The organism is Flavobacterium johnsoniae (assembly GCF_001879205.1).
Taxonomy (GTDB): Bacteria; Bacteroidota; Bacteroidia; order Flavobacteriales; family Flavobacteriaceae; genus Flavobacterium; species Flavobacterium johnsoniae_A.
Genome location: NZ_MLFK01000010.1, coordinates 156,190 through 175,568 on the forward strand (window position 1 = coordinate 156,190; position 19,379 = coordinate 175,568).

The following is a 19,379-nucleotide window of genomic DNA, read 5'->3' on the forward strand; positions in this document are numbered from 1 at the left end:
GCCGAAAGCCCGACCCGGAGGGACACGCCCAAATTATTAATAAAACAACCAGTCAATAGCCGCTTTTTCTCCTGCATCGATATACCCAACATCGCGCGGTGTGATGGTTTGATCTGCGTCTATAAAGCCTAAAATCAATACTTTTCCTTTTCCTAAATCTAATTTATTTTCGCCCGGCTGGAAAGTATACGTATGAATGTTTACTCTCGGAAGCTCTTTTAAATTCATGGCACTTGCCAAAATTACTTCGGCCTGACCGTGCGCATTTCCTGCTGCATCTGTTTCCAAACTTGGCGGTAACAAAAATCTCTTTTGATCTGAATTGAAATAACCAACCACTAATTTAACCGCTTTTGTGTTTCTAAACTTCAAATGTGTCCCTTTTTCATTCTGGTCATTTTCTACAAACGAAAATCCTCTTAAGTTTTGAAGTTCAGGAGCGATTTTCGTTAATTCAGAAATATCGGTTCCGTAAACTTTTGTTCCTGTTTTTACTAAATAAGTTCCCGGTTTTTCGTCGATGAAAGTAACTTCTGCCGTTTTCCAAGGTTTTCCTTCTTTGGTTTCAATTTTTCCGTCTTTTGAAGCTTTTAATTTCTCCAGATTTCTTTTGAAATTCGCCAATTCACGTTCGTAATGCGGCAATAATTCAGCCCACGTTTTGTTATTTCCGTCATCGCCTCCAATTGGAATTCGGCGTTGAGCCGTCTGCATACTGTTGGCATAGTAATACGTATCTTTTGTCAGTTTTACCAGTAATTCGTAATACTCGATACTTTTCTCTAAATGAGGCATAGCTTTGTCTAAATCGCTGATATCGTTTGAATAACTGTATCTTAAAACCAATAAGGCTGCTTTTACTTTTTCTGAAAAGAAATCGGCGAACGCTTTATAGGCATGCATATCGTTTTTAAGACGGGCAAATTCTTCTTTGTCTTTGGTTACGCTAGCTTCGGCTTTGTCGATGGCTTCAACTGCTAATCTTCCGTGTTCTGTGATTTCAGCAATAATCTGTGTTGGAAGTTCGCCCGAATGCGGTTCTTTATTCCATTCTTTTTTAGCATATTCCAAAAGCAATTCTCCCGCAGGACCACAAGATTCGTGGAATCCCGGATAAACACGCCATTTCGACGGATTTACCAATTGGCTTTCAAACATTCCTAATAATAAGGTTTGACGGTTTCCTTCGGTGATTCCGAAACGTCTTAATGTTTTTGGAGCAATTTCTCCTGTTTCTTCGTATGCTTTTAAGATGTTATTTGCAGCTTCCTGACTAGTTCCAAATTTAGCAGCTAAATCATTATCCCAGAATTTCACCTCTTCATTTCGGTCTCTTTTGCTGTCCCAAGCATATCTTGCCCACGCTTTGTACCAGATCCAGTCACGATCCATTTCTAGTAAACGCTCGCCTGTTTTAGTTTTATCGGCAGAGTACGGCCAATCCCAATACGATGCCTGTGGATACAAGTGTAATGCATTAGCACCGTGAACGCTGTGCATGGCTTTAACCGTTTTTTGAATAAAGTCCGGCGAACCGTATCTGAAAGGTTCTAAGTTGGCCAAGATATGCACGTTTTCAATATGGATTGATTTTAAAGCGCTCAATTGTTTATGCGTTTCACCCCAAGGTCCTCCCGGCGTATAAGTCGTCAAAGATTCTCCTGTATATTTACTTTCTGTGTACAGGTTTTTGTATAACGGAAGCGATTTTTCCATAACCAAAGGCCCGTCCGTATCATGCGAACGCAAAATAATTGGCGGTTCGTCTGTTCTTCCCAATGCTTTTAATCCATCCTGAACGCCTGGAATAATCGTTTTGGTAAACCATTCTACGTCATCATCAATGGTGTTGATGGCTTCTCCTAAACAAACTAACAATCCCACATTTGGATATTTTTCGATAAAAGCGGCAATAGATTTTCTGGTATAATCTGAAAGTAATGGCGTAATTGGACGCGAACGATCTTGTGTTTTAATGTTGTAATGTTCTGCAAAAGGCTTAGAAACAATAATATTATAAAACATCTGAATTACCCATATTCCTCTTTTATTGGCTTCTACCGTTAAGAATTTATAGATTTCTTCGTTCTTTTTGAAATCTTCGTCGCTTACTTCTACAGCAAACGGATATTCTTTTAGTTTTACTAAAGAGGCAAATGGGTGTCCGTTCCATAAATACAAAGAGTTCATGCGGTTTTCAACCAGCATATCCAGATACTTTATCCATAAAGCTTTATCGTAAAACCAAGGAAAAGTTTCTGGTGTATAAGGATATTCGTAAACGTCACGCCCCGGAAGATAAACCGGTTTCTGCATTCCGATACAGGCTCCTCTTAGAACCATTTCCGGACTGTCATCCAAATTAATTTCTGACGGAAGTTTTCCTGAACTTTTAATACGGTCTGCTAATTCTAAAGCACCATACAAAGCTCCAGAAGCATCTGTTCCTTCAATGTAAATGATATTTTTTTGTGTGCGAATTTGAAAACCTTCTTTTTTAGTCAGTTTACTATCGTCGATTTTCGCGCTTTTGGCATTTTGTTTCCAGAAATCGGTTCCTTTTTCCCCAATAACAATTACCTGATCTTTTGATTTTGTAATTTTATTAGAAGAAGTGATTTTTAAACCTTTTGAAGTAAGAGTTTCTGATAGTTTTTCGGCTCCAAATTTTGCTCTTGGCGAATTGGTATCACTAACAATTGTGACATTCTGCGCTGTCGCAAAAGTGACGAAGCAACCTAAAAAAAGTAAGCTTAAATATTTCATTACATTATAATTTTATACTGGAAAATTTCCCGATTTAATCTGCTCAATCTGCTAAATCTGCGAGAGTTTATTTTTCACGCAGATTTAGCAGATCAAGCAGATTTATTTTGCTTTTTTGCCACAGATTAAAGGATTAAAAAGATTTTTTTCAATCTGGGGAAATCTTTTAATCTGTGGGCTAAATATTATTTAATTCTGAAAAATCTTTTTCAAATACGCCACATTCGCACCGTAATTGACTTTTACATTATGTACCTGCGTTACGTCGCGTGAACGCTCTACAATCAGCCAGCCGCTCCATTTCATTTCATCAAGCGTTTTTTTGATTGCAGGCATATTGATTGCGGTGTCATTTTCCAGCCAGACTTTATCAGTATTTGAAGCGTGAATTTGTGCTAAATATTTCTTTCCTAAAATCTTTAATTCAGATACGATATCTCTTCCGTTATCAACCGCATTGGCAAAATTAAAAGAGCTTTTAATATATTTTGAATCGATCTCTTCTAAAAGTTTTTTCTCTTCTGTCGCGCTCAATGAAGTTTCAATCGCAATAACGCCGCCAATTTTCCCGACTTGTTTTCCTGCCCACTGCAATCTCTTGATCACTTCTGGACGTAATTCTGGATTCTTAACCAAATCGGTTTGAGTTCCTAACGGAAGATAGGCCACCTTAACTTTCATGTTTTTCATGGCTTGAATACAATCTGTAATCATTGGCGTGATTTCTCTTGTGGCAAAAGACTGTGCATAAAATCCAGACATAGCAATAGAACTGATTCCAACGCCGGTTTCTTTCGATTTATCTAAGAATTTTTGTCTCTCAACTGGATCTCCTAATTTGCTGTCAAAAGTTGGTCGATTTCCTAAACCTCCCATGTCCAGTTCGATTCCGTCTGCTTTTATTTCAGCCGCCAAACCAAAAGCGCCTAGTTTTTGTCTTTTTAAAATCATCCAGTCGCAAACTGCTACTTTATATTTTTGCTTTTTATTGGAAGACTGAGCTGTTGCACAACTGTTGAATGTTGTTGATACTGCAACGAACATAGCAATTAATAAATGTTTATTATATATCATGTGTATATTTTTTTTGCCGCGAATTACACGAATTCACACTAATTTTTTAATCTTAATTCGTGGAAATTTGTGCAATTCGTGGCGAAATATTTTACTCTTCTTCAGCCTTAACAGCCGTTACTACTTTTCCTTCTTCGCCAGGCCAGATTCCGTTTTTGATTGGAAGTGCTTTTAACTTAGTTGGATCGATTTTTACGTATTTCAGTTTTTCTCGTCTCCAAGTGTATACAATATGCACCATTCCATCAGTACTCTGAATCATTGATGGATACGAATACTGGCTGATTTTTGAATCTTCTAAAACCAAAGCCGCTTTCCAGTTAATTCCGTCATCCGAAATCGAAACATTTAAAGGCGTTCTTGGACCTTTAGCTTCTTTTCCGGGAGGTAAAACGTGATTATAAACTAATAAATGTTTGCCGTTTTTAAGGGTTACGGCATCTGTTCCTGAGTTGTTATTTGGAAGTCCGATTAATTCTACATCCGACCAGGTTTTTCCATTGTCTTTTGAGAAAGTGCTGAAAATAGCACGATTTCTGGTTCTTCCGATGGCCTGAATGCTTCCGCCTTTATGAAATAAAATACTTGGCTGAATCGCATTTATTTTTTGTTTTCCTCTTGAAAGCGTATCGCCCATTATCCAGGTTTTTCCAAAATCAGGAGTTGATTCCATACGAAGTCTCCAGCCATCACCTTCGATACTTGACGGACATAATAATGTTCCGTTGCTTAATAAAACCGGTTTGTTTTTGATTGGCCCTAAGAAACCATCAGGCATTTTTTGTGCGTCAGACCAGGTTTTTCCGCCGTCAGATGAAGTTCTGATTACACCCCACCATTCTGATGGTTTTGGTCCAATTTTGTAGAAAAGCATTAAATCACCACCCGGAATTTGATACAAAACCGGATTCCATGTTGGTAATCTCGGGCCTTCTTTCATTACGCCGTCGGCAACTTTAACACCTTCACCCCATTTATCACTTCCTTTAGGTTTAATGCTTACATAAATACAAACATCAGGATGTCTTTCGTGCGTTCCTCCAAACCAAGATGAAACTAAATCTCCATTTGTCGCTTCGACAATTGTAACTGCATGGCAAGACGGATAAGGTGCTTTGTCGTATATAAATTCATCTACTAAAATACCTTCTTTCCATGTTTTTTTCTCTAAAGCAGATTTACAACTTCCTAAAAGGAACAGTCCAAACAAGACAAATGTCAATTTTATGATCTTCATTCTTAATTTTATTATGAATTAAAATTTTTCATTATAAATACGTACCTAACATTTTTTTAGGCAAAAATATTTATTAAGTGTAAAAATAACACTAAAAAATTAAAAATCTATCCTGTACTGTCCCGAATTGTCTAAAATTAACGCTTTACGGCGATAGCGTAAGATCCGGATGACAAATTCAGAACTAAATTGTTGTTTTCAATTTTATAAGAAGATGAAGATTGACTGCTTAATTTTTGATTATCTATGGTGACATCAGAAGCGCTGGAAACCGGCAGATACACTAAGGCAGAACTGTTTGCCGGAATTGTAATTTTCCAGTCCAGTTTATTTTTAGTCTTTTTCCAATCACTTTTAATTAAACCGTAAATCGATTCGTAAGAAGCATTTACATAAGTCAATCCGGCATTAAAATCTGGTTTCATAATAATTTGTTTGAAACCCGGAGTTTCAGGATTGCTTTTGATTCCGGCCATATTTTCGTAATACCAAATCAATAAATCGCCCAAAAGCATTACGTGATTTTGCGAATTCATAGCTGGATCTGCAGTATTTCCGTTCCAAAGTTCCCAAATGGTCGTTGCACCGTTTTCAACCATATAACCCCAGCTTGGATAGGTTTTGTTTGATGCTAATTTGAAAGCCAAATCCCCGCGTCCGAAATTGGTTAACGTTCGCATTAAAAACTGCGTTCCGATAACTCCTGTGCTTACATGACCATTTTTAGTGACTTCAACCTCGTGCACCAGATTTTCAAATACTTTTTGCTGTAATTCTTCTGGAACCATTCCGAAAGTCAACGGCAAAAGATTGGCTGTTACAGTATTGTTAGCGTAATTGTTTTTTGATGCATTAAAATATTTCGAATTAAATGCTTTTTTGATTCTTGAAGCCAGATCCTCATAATGTGCAATATCTTTTTCAGCATTGGCAATTACCGCAAACTTTTTCATCGTATTTAAAAGCTGATAGAAAAAGGCGCTTGAGATCAATTCTCCATCTGTTAAGCGAGCAGGATCTTTAGAACGAATTAACTCTAATGATTCTGGCGGAACACACCAATCACCGTATTTATCTTTAGTCATGATGTCATCAACCAAATAATTTTCTTCCATATAATCCATCCATTTTTTCATAGACGGATATTGTTTTTCAATTACCTTTTTATCTCCAAACTGTTGATACAGCATATCAGCAACCGTAATATAGGTTCCCGGCCAAGTTACATTATCACCGTAATAACGCCAGAAAGCTGGTGCAACATCTGGAATTCCGCCATCAATAGTCTGTGCGTTTTTAATATCGTCGAGCCATTTTGCATACAAAGTCTGATTATCGAATAAAAAACTTTCTCCGTAAGCACCTGTTGTTCTGTCTCCCAACCAAGGCTGACGCTCGTTTCGTTGCGGACAATCGATTGGCATTCCTTTATAATTTCCGCTGATTCCCCACCACGCATTCTTAAAAATCTGATTCATTATCGGGTTTGAAGAATCAAAAGTTCCTGTTGTAGCGATATCATCATAAACGACTTTTCCAACAAAATTCTCTATACTTGGTTTGGTTTTAAAACCTGAAATTTCAACAAATCTAAAACCATGAAAAATAAAACGAGGTTCCCAGACTTCTTCTCCTTCACCTTTTAAAGTATAGATGTCGGTGGTTTTAGCATCGCGAAGATTGGCAATATATAACGAACCATCCGGCTGTAAAGATTCTGCAAACTTCATCGTGATTTTCTCCCCCGCATTTCCTTTCACTTTCAATTGCAGCCAGCCTACCATGTTCTGTCCCATATCTAAGATATAAGTTCCTTTTGGTGTCTGTTTGATTGAAATAGGTTTTACTTCGCGTTTAATTTTCATATTCGCCGACATCTGTCCTTCATAAAATCCGCCTGGTTCCTGAACATATTCTGCCGAAAGCCATTTTTTATCATCAAAATTAATGATGTTCCAGCCTTTCATTTCTTTACGGGCATCGTATTCTTCTCCGTCGTATTCGTTGTTTGATAAAATTGGTCCGTCAGTTGTAATTTTCCAGGTATCGTCTGTGCGAATAACGTCTTTACTTCCATCGGTATATTCTACAAACAACTGTAAAGCCATTTTCGGATACCCAAAAGTTTTGATTTTATAAGGTTTATAATCCTGACGCATCGTAAAAAAACGTCCGTTTCCTAAAATCGTCCCTAATGCATTTTTACCTTCCTTCAAGTGCGAAGTAACATCAAAAACATTGTATTTCACATTCTTCGTGTAATCCGTAGGAACGGGAGCCAAAACCTGATCGCCAATTTTATTTCCGTTAATGTACAGCTCGTACAAACCCATTCCCATGATATAAACTTTGGCATTTTTAACTTTCTTTTTTAAGTCAATTTCTTTTCTTAAATATCTGGCTGATAATCGAGAATACTGCGAAATGCTATCGCCTGGAGAAGTTTTTTCATACCCAATCCAACGCGTCGATTTCCAGTCGGCATAAGTCAAAATCCCGATGCTGAAATGAGCCGGTTCTACTGATTTTACTTCCCCTTTATTGGTGAAAATAATTACTTTCCAGTAAACGTCTTGTCTGTCTCTTAGCTTTTTTCCATTGTAAATTACGTTTACAGATTCATCACTTTGTACTTTTCCGCTATCCCATAAATCAGTGTTTTCAGCGTTTAGTTTCTCTAACGTTGAAGCAGCTAAAATTTGAAAATGGGTTTGTTTGACATCATTTACGTTTGCTTTTATTTTCCAGCTCAATCTTGGCTGTAAAACATCAATTCCTTCCGGATTGGTCAGCATTTCGCATTTTAAATCCACAACACTGATATTATTTTGGGCTTTCGCCGAAAGTGTAAAAAGTGAGATTATTATGGTTAGATGTAAAAAAAACTTTTTCATGATTTTATTTTAAACTGCTATTTTTTATGTTCCGAAGACTGGTATATTTAGTAATCAAGCTAATTGAAACTGTCACATTTTATAGAGAATAGACATTACCATATCTCCCTCTGATTTTATCCATTAAACTTAAATCTTTAACTTGAATATTCCTTCCCGTTAGCATCTTGTGCGCGTTCCAGCGAATTTTCCAATTGGTATCTTTTGTTTTCTCTCTTAGTTTTGAAATAACCGACTGTTTAATTCCTAAACCATCAAAATCCAGCCAATATTCTAATAACGACAACGAATTAAATCGAATTTGCAATTTTTGATTATCAAGCTCTTTAACCAAAATTTCTCTAACCTTTTCTGCATCTAAAGAATTCGTTTCATCAACTGTAATATTCTCTAAAAGAGGATAAAGCTTCTCCATTTTATTTTGATTGATGGCGATTTCAAAAACCCTGATAAATTCTTTGGTTAAAAAATCATTCCAAAAACTATAATTTTCGCATTCAGACAAAGAATAATAGATTAGACTAATTTTATCTGTTTCTGAAAAAAGCTTTTCTTCACAGAAACTTTTTAATTCTTCAACATTGTTTCTGCATATTTTTTCTGTAGCTGCTTCTACTTTTTCTGATGCATCAAAATCCAGATTCGAATATTCTTCATAACCCATTATAGAATCAAATACCATATTGTTTTTTTATTTAATTGGAAACCAACTTCTCCAATCTCTCAGAAAAAGCAATTTCTTTTCCGTTTTTAAAGATCCTGAAACCTTTTCCTTTTTTATATTTTTCTCCAGTTTTATCCCAAAGAATCGTAATAATATTGCCGTGATACAAAACATTATCCATACAAAACCAATCCCATTTTTCCTGCGGAATCAATGGATTCACTTCTATCTTTTCATCTGCTCTCGGACGCAAACCAACCAATCCTGTAATCATCAAATCGTTAAAAGTCGAGTGATTGTAATAACGGCTTCTTTCTCTGTCTCCCATTAGCCAATAACCTGTTGTTTCGTCTAAATACTCGCCAAGATAAGGCTTCCCTCTGTAATATTGTGACTGAACGTACAAATCCATTTGTTTGAAATAATCCGTTTTAGCCACAAAATTCTGATCATAATTATTCAAAACATTCGCTAAAGCCGTCAAAGTCTGCGAACTTGCAAATGGCCAAATGGCTCCGTCCCACTCGCAGGTTCCGGTTCCGTGAGTTCTAAAACGCGGACTTCTTCTTTCTGCGGTTGTCAAACCAAACGGCGCCGAAAATCCTTTTTCGTCCTTAATTTGTTCCCATGCTTTTTCAAAACCTTTTCCTTTTTCTGGAAGATTAAAATACCACGGAATAAATCCAATCGCTTCTCTAACCTGCGCTAATGTATCTTTTTCTGTTAAAGTTTCAAAAAAATCGCTTTTAGCATTCCACAATTTGGTTTCTACTAATTGCTGTAAAACATCCGCTTTCGCTTTAAATTTTGTTTCCGCTTCCTTATCGCCTTTCATGGCTGCCATTTTAGAAATCGCCACAGCGTTACCATACATATAACTGTTAATCGTTGGTCTTGCATTTTGCACTTTACGCCCGCCGCTTAAAGATTCTTCCATTCCATCTTTTACATCGTGCTGCCAAAACAAACCATCCTTGCGCTGACGGTCTTTTTCCCAAACGGCATAATCTGTAACCATGTCTGGATACAGATTCAATAAGAATTTTTCGTCCTTATTTACCAAATAACGATTGTACAAAGCATCGGCTGTCCAACTACTGAATTTATACAATTTGTTCATCGGTTTTCCATCATTTCCCCGGTACCAAATTTTCACATCCTGCTCAATATACTGCGGATCATGCACCCATCGAAATTCATTAATGTGATGCCCCAAAGCACAGCTGATCATGTTGTATTTATCTGCATACGAACGATCTACCAAAAACTCGGTAATCGCAAATCCCTGTGGTGTTTTTTTAATATGCTTTCTCGCACTCCACCAACGGAAATAGTAAATCTCCTCAAAATTCTGCTGCGGACATTCAAACAACGGAATATTCTTTTCCATCCACGCCCACGCACTGTCATTCGGAATCGCAAATTTCAAATTTTCATCTTCCATCGTGTTGAAATAATCAACATAATGTTTGAAGTTTTTTTCTTTTAAAATAACCGCTTTCCCTTTTTGAGAATGCCCTGCACCCGATTTACAGCTTGTATTTAAAGCTATTAAAACTGAAAGCGCTATTATTTTGTATTTAAGATTTGTCAACATTAAATCAATCTTTAAAAGAGTTAAACCATATAAGTGCTATAAGTTCAGTTAAGTTTTACTTTATATTTTCTTCTATCACTTATATGGTTTTTAAATATATTTAATTCCCCGTAAAAGTATACGTCTGCCCTGCTTTCATATTTACATCGTAAATAGTATAATTTGGCAGTTTTACTTTTCCTAATTTCGCCTGATCAGAAATAATCGGTTTCTTTACTTCAACATCATAAAAAAGCGGACTTGGATTTTTGCCTTTTGCTTTTTTAAGCGAATTTCCTTTTAAAGTATTTTCTACTTTCAATCTACAGTTTCCTCCAATTTTGGAGTAGATTTTCAACTCCGAAACCTTATTGTTTTTCCAAGTCATATCAATTACAAATCCGCCTCTGGCCACCAGACCTTTTATGCTTCCTTCTTTCCAAACGCTTGGTAAAGCCGGTAATAAATGTATTGCATCTTCCTGACTCTGCATTAACATTTCTGCAAAACCGGCTGTGCATCCAAAGTTACCATCAATTTGAAACGGCTGATGTGCATCTAACATATTCGGATACGTTCCGCCACCTTTTCTTTGGTCGGCTGTTACCAAATGCAATTGATCCTGAATTAATTTATAAGCGTGATTTCCGTCTAAAAGTCTCGCCCATAAATTTACTTTCCATCCCATCGACCAGCCTGTCGATTCGTCTGTTCTGTAAATCAAAGATTGCTTGGCTGCTTCAAACAATTCAGGCGTTTTAATTGCCGAAATCTGATTACTCGGATACAATCCGTATAAATGCGAAACGTGTCGGTGATTGTCTTTTGGATTATCCCAATCATCCTGCCATTCTTGTAACTGACTGTGTTTTCCAACCTTCATTGGAGGCATTTTAGCCAAAGCATCACTTACTTTTTTCACATAAGCTGGATCCGGAGAAACCAAAGCCGAAGCTTCAATAACATGCGTAAACAAATCAAAAATCAGCTGATTGTCCATTGTAGTTCCAGAAGCAATTGTTGCTTTTCCTGTTCCACCCGCGTGTGTGTTTTCAGGTGAACTTGAAGGAACAACTACCAAATATTTTGTATTCGGATCGCTCACCATAAAATCAAGGAAGAAATCTGCCGCGCCTTTCATAATTGGATAAATTTCTGCCAAATATTTTTTATCACCTGTGTATAAATATCTTTCCCATAAATCCTGACAAACCCATGCACCGCCTGTCGGCCACATTCCTGATGCAGCAGAATCTACCGGAGCCGTTACACGCCAGATATCGGTATTGTGGTGCAAAACCCAACCGCTGGCATTGTACATCATTTTCGCAGTTTCTGCGCCCGTAACACTTAATTCTTTTGCCATTTGTACAAAAGGCTCGTGCATTTCCTGAAGATTGGTTACCTGTGCAGGCCAATAATTCATTTCGGCATTGATGTTTGTCGTGTATTTACTATCCCAGGGCGGCGTCACCATATCATTCCAAATTCCCTGCAAATTCGCTGGCTGACCACCTGGCTGTGAACTCGAAATTAAAAGATAACGTCCAAACTGAAAATACAAAGCTGCCAATTGCGGATCAAATTGTTTCGAGAAGTCGCGAATTCTTTCGTTTGTTGGTTGCTTCACTAAATCATTCGAACCTAAATTTAAAGAAACTCTGTTGAAGAATTTTTGGTAAAAATCAACGTGGGCTTTCTTTATCGTTTCAAAATCTTTTGCTTCGGCTTTAGCCAAATAGTCTTTGCTTTTGGCGATTTCGTCACCCGATATATCCTGATAGTTTTTAAAATTAGTTGCAATCGAAATATATAAGGTTACTTCATCGGCTTTGTTAATGCTTAAGATTCCGTTACTAGCGTTAACTTCGCCGCCTTTATTTTTAGCAGTTAAACGCCCCTGAAATTTTACTTTTCCTTTTACACCTTCAAAATTAGTTCCTAAACCCGAAAGTATAATTTGGTTTCCTTCTGTCGAAGCCACTGTTTTATCAATCGGACTGTTCATGAAAACATTGCAGGTAATCTGTCCCGGCTGACTCGCCGAAAGTTTCACCACAATAACCTGATCTGAAAATGCGGTTAGAATTTCTCTTGTAAATTCGACACCATTTACCTTGTATTTTACTTTTGCGGTTGCGTTGCTGATATCTAAATCACGGTAATAATCGGTATATTTTTGATGTCCTGCAAAGGAAATATAAACGCTTCCAAAAGTTTGGTACGGCATTCCGTCATTGGTTTGCGACATGATATCTCTTGTTGCCAAATCCTGTGCTTCATCAAATTTTCCGTCAAAAATAAGCTGTCTTACTTTTGGCAAAGCTTCAATTGATTTGGAATGTGCATTGCTGTTTGGAGAACCCGCCCAAATGGTTTCTTCATTCAATTGCAAACGCTCCACCGCCGGATCACCAAAAACCATCGCCCCCAAACGTCCGTTTCCTAATGGCAACGCTTCGTTCCAGATTGTAGCCGGTTTATCGTACCATAATTTGAGATCGCTTTGAGCTGTTGCTGTAAGCGAAAAAATTCCGAGACAGATTGCTGTAATTTTACTTTTTAATTTCATAGTATATTTTTTTTCGCCACGAATTCACGAATTAACTCTAATCATTCTTTGCGTTTAATTTCTCAAATTTATTTTTCCAATAATTAAAAATTACTCTCGCAGATTATGGAGATTAATAATTCGTGAATTCGTGGCTATTTTTTAACCTCGTAAACTTTCAGATTTTTTTCTCCAAACATTTCATATAATTTGTTGATGTCTTTCAAAGCATTTTTAGGCAGATTTTCGCCTTTATCTCCAAAAACAAACAGTTTTTCTTTTGGCTCAATCACACAAGTCGATTCGTCGATTTCGCCTTTATCATTCTTCACTATATTCAAATCTAAATTTAAATATTTCGCCATAAACGGATACAAAGCCATACGTTTTGAAACTCCAAAATCATGTCCTTCTTTTGCAAAATGAGCATTTTCGACTAAATCTTTCTTTCCGTACAATTCATACGTTCTCTGGATAAAAGGAAATTCCAGTTCCGGAACTGCCAAGGTCCAGTCTTTTCCATCTGAAACAATTAATTGTGGTTTTGGCGCCATCATTGCTGAGATTTCCGCATTATTTGTTCCGTTGCCGCATAAGTGAACGCCGCGACCGCTTTCGCACGGACAACCGCCTGAGAAATGAGATGAAACCATCACAACTGGAGCAGAAACTTTTACCCTGTCATCAATCGCTGCTAAAAACATCGTATGCGAACCTCCACCAGAGCCACCTGTAACACCAACTCTTGACATATCAGCATTTTTTACGGTTGCCAAATAATCCAGAAAACGTATTCCGGTTAAGACCTGAACTGTCGATGCAATACTATTTCTATGCGTTTCTTCCGGAAATTGAAGCAGTGATTCTCCCCATGCAAATAAATCATAAGCCACAACAATTGCGCCCATTTTAGCCATAATCGCACACCGGTACTGCTCGTCTTTTCTATATCTTCCGTCGCCGAAATGTCCGTCAGGAGTTAAAATAACTGCTGCTTTTTTATTTAACGGATACGGTTTGTAAATCGAACCAGTCGCGTAAACGCCCGGCAAGATTTCCAAAGCGATATTTTCTACGCTGTAATCTTTATAAATTCTCTTTGGAGTTAAAAGTGGTTTAGATTTTGGCATTGGGGGAGCCTTTTCTAATCCAAATGAGGTTATCATACAAGCTTTTAACTCCGTTTTACGTTTTTCCCATTGTTCTTTTGTCGAATAAAGGCTTTCTAAGTAGAACAAACGTTCTTTTCCTTTATCAACTGAAACTTTATGGTTTTCATATTTACGAATAATGTAGGTTCCATCCGGCTGTTTGAAATACATCAATTCAAACGGAGCCAGAATGTTAGTTAACGAAACAGCCAGATTTCCGGGTTCAATTCTCCAGTCGGCATAATCGAGTTCTTTCCCTTTTAGTAAACCTCGGTCGTCGTTAATCGTGACATTAAAAACGGTTTCAATTTTCTTTAAAGTTTCTGAAACTGGTTTTCTAAAATTAGTATCAGAAGTGCTTTGGGCATTGGCAAATGTCAAAGCAAAAATGGAAACTAAGAAGATGTATTTTATTCTTTTCATTTTGATATTGTTGTAATTGGCACACGGATGACACGGATTCGCTATCGCGAAAACGCTGATTTAAGCGGATTTTTTTTTATTTTCTTTCAAAATAATCCGTTTTTATCCGCGTCTTTACGAAGTAAATCCGTGTCATCCGTGTTCTATATTTTGCATTCGATTATATATTTTCCTGAACCTAATTCTAAATTTGGTTTCGTTCCATCAAAACCTGCCCTAACTTTCTTATTATCAATCTTTATTTCCGAACTTTTAGAAACGGGCAATTCTATTGTTGCCGTTGTATTCACCGGAATTTCAACATTCAGAATAAATTTGCCGTCTTTCTTTTCCCAAGACGAAACAATTTTTCCGTAAACCGATTGATAGTCCGCTTTCGCGAAAGTCATATCGCCCACTACTTCCGGCTGAATAAAGAAATGTTTGAAGCCCGGTTTTTCTGGATCAGCCATAATTCCGGCTAAGCTTTGATAAAACCATTCTTCAATCTGCCCAAGCATAAAATGATTCCACGAATTTCCTTTTCTCGGATCCCATTGTTCCGTTAAAGTCGTTAAACCAAATTTAATCTGAAAACCATAACCCGGCGCATCGTAATGATTATGCATTTTGAACATCGTTTCGTTCTCGCCATTTCTTGCCAAAGTTTGGAATAAATAACGATTTCCAACATCTCCAGTTGTTAAACGATCGCCTTTTTCTTTGATATCAGCTAGTAAATTCTGCATTACAGCATCCTTGTATTGCGGTTCTACGATATTCATAAAAATCGGAACTGCATTGCTAAACTGACTGTTTGTACCGTATTGCTTCGTTTCTGGATTGAAAAATTTTGCATTGAAAGCCGTTTTAATCTCAGAAGCCAAGGTTTCGTATTTCTCGATATCTTCCGTTTTTCCCAACATTTTAGCCGCTTTCGCCACTAAATAAGCGCCATAATAATAATGCGAAGTAGCCGAAAGCGCAATCGGACTGTTTTTTGAATAGCCTGCTGCGTGCGCTCCGTAATCATACCAGTCTCCTAATCCGTGCGATACAATATGATTTTCAGCTTTTGTGCCTAAATAGTCTACATATTTTTTCATTACAGGAAAATATTTTTCCAATAAAGAAGCATCACCGTAATATTCATAATACATCCAGGGCAGAATCACGCCTGTTACACCCCATTCCGGCGAATCGGTAAAGTCACCTCCAAAAATTACATATTCAGGAACGATGGTCGGAATTAATCCGTTATCGCGTTGTGAATCAGAAATATTCTGCATCGTTGCAGGAATGAAAGTCTGCAAGTTATAATTGAACATTAAACCCGGACCATTCAAATGAATTTCTTCCAACCAGCCTAATTTTTCACGCTGCGGACAATCGGTAAAAACACTTTGGAAATTACTTTTTATCGAATTATTAATCAGCTCGTGTGTTTTATTGAAGATTTCATTCGAACAGGCAAAACTTCCTGCTTCTCCCGCCGAATTGTAAATGAAATTCGATTTCAATTCTACTAAAGTTGGAAGTTCCTTATTCTTATCTTCTTTATAATTAATGTTTTCAATCTGAACATATTGATAGCCGTAGAAACTGAATTTTGGTGTCCATTCTTCGACGTCTTTTCCCTTTAAAGTATAATCATAATAGTATGGTTTTCCGGATCTTCCCTGAGCAATTGTTCCTTCTTCATTTAGACCTTCAGCTACCCAAACACGAATCGTCTGTCCTTTTTTTCCTTTTACTTTGATAGTTGGAAATCCCGAAAGATTCTGCCCCATATCAAAAACATAGAAATTCGGTTTTAACTCTTTTACGGTTTTTACTTCGTATTGCTTCTGAATTTTAACCGGCGGTGCAGTCTGCGGTCTTAAAACTCCTTTTGGCGCTTCCTGAATTACAACTTTTTTCCAGTCAGCATCTTTGAAACCTTTCCTGTTCCAGCCTTTTTGTTCTAAATTGGCGTTATAATCTTCTCCCCCAAAAATACTGTTATAAGTAATCGGACTTTTACTGTATTTCCAGGTTTCATCCGATTTTATAATTTCTTCTGAACCGTCTTTATAACTAATTTTCATTTTGAAGAATAAAGTAGGCGGACCAAAACTCACGAAGAATTTGGTATATCTTTCTGCCAACGTATTGTACATTCCGTTTCCTAACAAAACACCAATTGCGTTATCACCTTTTTGAAATTCTTTTGCGCTCAATTCATAAACATTGTAATTAACCGTTTTATCATAATCTGTCCATAAAGGTGCAAATTGGCTGTTTCCAACTTTTTTACCATTGATAGTCAATTCATAATGTCCTAAACCTGAAATATAAACAACCGCTTCCTTGATTTCTTTTTTTACTTCAAAAGGTTTACGAAGCATGATACTTCTGCGCGACAGCGAATCTGAAGCGTTGATAAACGAGTTCTTTTTTTCTCTGTTGAAAGTGGCTGTGTGATAATTTCGACCTTCCGGCAGATGACTGTCGGCTTTGGTAATCGCCCCAATCCAAATCGGATTCAATTCTGATTCTAATGAAGCGGTTCTGAAAAAAGCTGTTTTACTCCATTTAGAAATTTTTCCAACTTGATTCCAGACTTTCACTTTCCAGAAATATTTGGTTTCATTTTTTAACGGACTTCCGCCATAAGTAATCTGCAGATTTTTAATGGAATTGACTCTTCCGGAATTCCAGATATCTCCCTCGTCATTTTTTAGTTTTTCTTCTGAAGAAGCAACCAAAATATGATACGCAATTTGAGAGGCATTCAATTCTTTTGAAACCAGCTGCCAGCTCAACCTTGGCTGATTCTGAATTACAGCTAATGGGTTTTCAGCCATTTCTGTTGTTAAATGTACAGGCAAAATTTGTCCTTTAGAAACTAAGGTTACTAAAAGACAAATTGCTAATACTATATTTTTGAAATTCTTCATTTCTTATTGTTGAGATTTTGAACGCGGATGAAACTGATTCGCTATCGCGAAGACGCTGATTGATGCGGATTTTATATTCTAGCTATTAAATAATAAAAAATTCGTTTTAATCCGTGTTTTTACGAAGTAAATCCGCGTCATCCGTGTTCTTTTTTTTGCCACTAATTACACAAATTTTCACTAATTTTTAAATTATAATCAAAAATAATTCGTGACAATTCGTGACAATTCGTGTAATTCGCGGCTATATTTAATTTCTTTTCGTTATCAACGATTCAATATTGAATACCGCTTCCGGAATTAATTTTCCAGTTTGAGGCAGATCGTCGTAATCATCTGTATCTGGTGCTGTGTCCGGATTTGGCGTATATCTTTGCTCGCCTGTACGGAACATAATTCGCTCAAAACCATCTACCGGAGCATAAAAAATTCTCGTTGATTCTTTTTCGTCGTTTACTTTTACAGTGTACGAACGGGTTTTAACGTTCAGTTTTACATTTACTTTATATTCCTTTCCGGCTTCGTATTTGGCAATCGTATTGAAACGAGCTCCCGTTTTTGTTTTCAACTGCCCATCCGAATCAAAAGTTAATCGTACCGCTGGCAATCCTTGTTTATTCTGAAATTCAACTTGTAATAGACCGTGATTATTCTGTTCTGGTTTAACTGTAAAAGTCACTTCCATTTTTTCTGCAAACGGAACAACACGTTCTGCACGCGCATAATCAAAATAATCCTGATCTCTTAAAGTCAGCCATTTTTTGCCGTCTTTCTTTTCGATTTTGGTTGATGCCCATGATAAATCGTAGGTATTCCATAACTTTAATTCTTGTCCGTCAGGAAGATTACTAAAAACATCATTCGCATTTTCTGTCACAACCGAAGTAACCGGAACCGGAATCGATGCTACCCAAATATCTTCTTTGTTTACGCTGTAGCTTACCCAGAGTTTTCCGTCAGGCGGAGTTCCGTCGCCTTCTGAGATACCTCGAACGTATTGAGGCCCTGCTGATTTGTAGTTGCCGCCATAACGCATCGGACTGATTTCCCCGTGAACTAATAGTAAATCTTTGTAATTCAATCCGTCATCACTTGTTGAAATTGCCAAAGGCCAGCGGTATTCTGATGGATTGTAAACGGTCGCATAACGATTATCAGACGTTTTTTGTCCCCAGATTTTAGCATTGCTGTTTACGAAACCGGGAGCACGAACAGGAGTGTATTCCCATGTTTTTCCACCGTCTTTACTGATCGAAGTCAGAGCGTGCTTCCATAAACCTACAACATCACCATTTGGTAAATGATAAGAACTTAATGCCTTGTAAGGTTTCTTTAGCGGAATTAATTCGTCATCACGATCTGCTTCTTCTACCCATTGCTGTAAAACCAACGGATCAGATAAAATTTCTTCGCAGGCTTTTTTCAAACCTTTATCTTTTGCCTGCGTATAAAATGGAAAAGCCGATTTCGACTTGTCCCATGATTTATTGTATCTGATGAAATAAATTTCGCCAAAACTTCCGTCTTTTTTGATTTCGCGAATTACACGTCCAATTCCTTTTCCGTCATTTGGATCGTCTTTTTCATCCATCGCAATTCCGTAATACGCCAAAGCAAAAAGTCGTTTGTCTTTTGAAGTATAAAAGCCCATTCTCTGGTGCATAATCGCATCCAGATTTTTAGCAACGCCTTCTACGCCCTCTTTTTTCCATCCGTCCGGAATATGATAAATTGGGAAAATTACTTTTGGTATTTTCCAGCTTACGCCGTCTTTTGAAGTCATAATCAGCGTCTGGCTTGGCGGAATATGCTCGCCCGCAGGATCGCTTAAATACTGCAGATAAAAAGTATCATTCCAATACGCCATTGTAGGCTGATGATTGTATGTCCAGCCAAAACCATCGGCTTTTTCCGGATGTTCTCTGCTCGCACGCATAATCTGCGTAGCGTGAACTCCAACTGCCGGACTTAACTGCCCGTGATGATAATCAACATTTGAAAGTGTTTTACCAACGTAACGGACGGTGTCATTCTGCGCATTTACAGCTGTACCAATCAATAAAATTGTGGCTGTAGTTAGGAGGTTGGTTTTTATTTTTTGGAAAGCAATCATTCTGTTTTATTT

The 19,379-nt window shown here is 37.3% G+C and carries 10 protein-coding genes; all 10 read right to left on the bottom strand.

Annotated features, from left to right (window positions below; translation table 11 throughout):
• Positions 1 to 36: 36 nt before the first annotated feature.
• Positions 37 to 2,766 (bottom strand): alpha-d-galacturonidase, encoded by a 2,730-nt coding sequence (locus BKM63_RS19770; RefSeq protein ID WP_071638302.1) that lies wholly within the window; start codon positions 2,764 to 2,766, stop codon positions 37 to 39.
• Positions 2,767 to 2,955: 189 nt separating this feature from the next.
• Positions 2,956 to 3,840: a sugar phosphate isomerase/epimerase family protein gene (locus BKM63_RS19775; RefSeq protein ID WP_071638303.1), complete on the bottom strand. Its 885-nt coding sequence runs from the start codon at positions 3,838 to 3,840 to the stop codon at positions 2,956 to 2,958.
• A 91-nt stretch (positions 3,841 to 3,931) separates the two neighbouring features.
• On the bottom strand, positions 3,932 to 5,077 hold the full coding sequence (locus BKM63_RS19780) for a sialidase family protein (RefSeq protein ID WP_071638304.1): 1,146 nt from the start codon (positions 5,075 to 5,077) through the stop codon (positions 3,932 to 3,934).
• Positions 5,078 to 5,214: 137 nt separating this feature from the next.
• Positions 5,215 to 7,971, bottom strand: coding sequence for a glycoside hydrolase family 78 protein (locus BKM63_RS19785; RefSeq protein WP_071638305.1), 2,757 nt, complete (start codon positions 7,969 to 7,971; stop codon positions 5,215 to 5,217).
• A gap of 79 nt (positions 7,972 to 8,050) precedes the next feature.
• Complete coding sequence (locus BKM63_RS19790) at positions 8,051 to 8,653, bottom strand: hypothetical protein (RefSeq protein WP_123907097.1); 603 nt, start codon at positions 8,651 to 8,653, stop codon at positions 8,051 to 8,053.
• A gap of 13 nt (positions 8,654 to 8,666) precedes the next feature.
• A complete protein-coding gene (locus tag BKM63_RS19795; protein ID WP_071638307.1) occupies positions 8,667 to 10,232 on the bottom strand; it encodes an MGH1-like glycoside hydrolase domain-containing protein in 1,566 nt (521 codons plus the stop codon).
• Between the two features lie 100 nt (positions 10,233 to 10,332).
• Positions 10,333 to 12,783 (bottom strand): glycoside hydrolase family 95 protein, encoded by a 2,451-nt coding sequence (locus BKM63_RS19800; RefSeq protein ID WP_071638308.1) that lies wholly within the window; start codon positions 12,781 to 12,783, stop codon positions 10,333 to 10,335.
• A 134-nt stretch (positions 12,784 to 12,917) separates the two neighbouring features.
• Entirely contained in the window at positions 12,918 to 14,336 is a 1,419-nt protein-coding gene (locus tag BKM63_RS19805; RefSeq protein WP_071638309.1) for an acetylxylan esterase, read from the bottom strand.
• A gap of 143 nt (positions 14,337 to 14,479) precedes the next feature.
• Positions 14,480 to 17,254 carry a glycoside hydrolase family 78 protein gene (locus BKM63_RS19810; RefSeq protein ID WP_071638310.1) on the bottom strand — a complete coding sequence of 925 codons (2,775 nt, stop codon included), beginning with the start codon at positions 17,252 to 17,254 and terminating at the stop codon, positions 14,480 to 14,482.
• Positions 17,255 to 17,504: 250 nt separating this feature from the next.
• On the bottom strand, positions 17,505 to 19,367 hold the full coding sequence (locus BKM63_RS19815; RefSeq protein ID WP_071638311.1) for an exo-alpha-sialidase: 1,863 nt from the start codon (positions 19,365 to 19,367) through the stop codon (positions 17,505 to 17,507).
• Positions 19,368 to 19,379 lie beyond the last annotated feature (12 nt).

Bases quoted from the DNA above. Each gene is read 5' to 3' on its own strand.
- BKM63_RS19785 (WP_071638305.1), bottom strand. From the start codon at position 7,971: ATGAAAAAGTTTTTTTTACATCTAACCATAATAATCTCACTTTTTACA.
- BKM63_RS19810 (WP_071638310.1), bottom strand. From the start codon at position 17,254: ATGAAGAATTTCAAAAATATAGTATTAGCAATTTGTCTTTTAGTAACC.
- BKM63_RS19790 (WP_123907097.1), bottom strand. From the start codon at position 8,653: ATGGTATTTGATTCTATAATGGGTTATGAAGAATATTCGAATCTGGAT.
- BKM63_RS19780 (WP_071638304.1), bottom strand. From the start codon at position 5,077: ATGAAGATCATAAAATTGACATTTGTCTTGTTTGGACTGTTCCTTTTA.
- BKM63_RS19805 (WP_071638309.1), bottom strand. From the start codon at position 14,336: ATGAAAAGAATAAAATACATCTTCTTAGTTTCCATTTTTGCTTTGACA.
- BKM63_RS19815 (WP_071638311.1), bottom strand. From the start codon at position 19,367: ATGATTGCTTTCCAAAAAATAAAAACCAACCTCCTAACTACAGCCACA.
- BKM63_RS19770 (WP_071638302.1), bottom strand. From the start codon at position 2,766: ATGAAATATTTAAGCTTACTTTTTTTAGGTTGCTTCGTCACTTTTGCG.
- BKM63_RS19775 (WP_071638303.1), bottom strand. From the start codon at position 3,840: ATGATATATAATAAACATTTATTAATTGCTATGTTCGTTGCAGTATCA.
- BKM63_RS19800 (WP_071638308.1), bottom strand. From the start codon at position 12,783: ATGAAATTAAAAAGTAAAATTACAGCAATCTGTCTCGGAATTTTTTCG.
- BKM63_RS19795 (WP_071638307.1), bottom strand. From the start codon at position 10,232: ATGTTGACAAATCTTAAATACAAAATAATAGCGCTTTCAGTTTTAATA.